The sequence below is a fragment of the Rhizobium sp. SVR5-9E genome, assembly GCF_056755095.1.
Window position 1 is genome coordinate 1 of record NZ_JBNDHS010000346.1, and the last position, 288, is coordinate 288.

Sequence of the window (288 nt, forward strand, 5' to 3'; positions counted from 1 at the left end):
GGAAAATGGAGTCTTGATGAATCACTGGATAAATACTGGATTGATCCTGATATTGCAAAAGATCCGAGACATAAGAAATTAACCACCAGAATAATACTGAGTCATCAGACAGGTTTCCCAAACTGGAGATGGCAAAAAGCAGATCATAAGTTAAGCTTTGAGTTTGAGCCCGGATCAAAATACCAATATTCGGGTGAGGGTTATGAATACCTGCGTAAAGCTGTTGAGAATAGATTTCATAAAAGCCTGGAAATGTTAGCGAAAGAATTGATTTTCGGGCCTTTAGAC

General features: G+C 38.5%; 1 protein-coding gene. It reads left to right on the forward strand.

Annotated elements, in window-relative coordinates; genetic code table 11:
• Positions 1 to 288, forward strand: a 288-nt coding sequence (locus ACPYOJ_RS35120; protein WP_481420348.1) for a serine hydrolase, incomplete at both ends; no start/stop codon positions are given.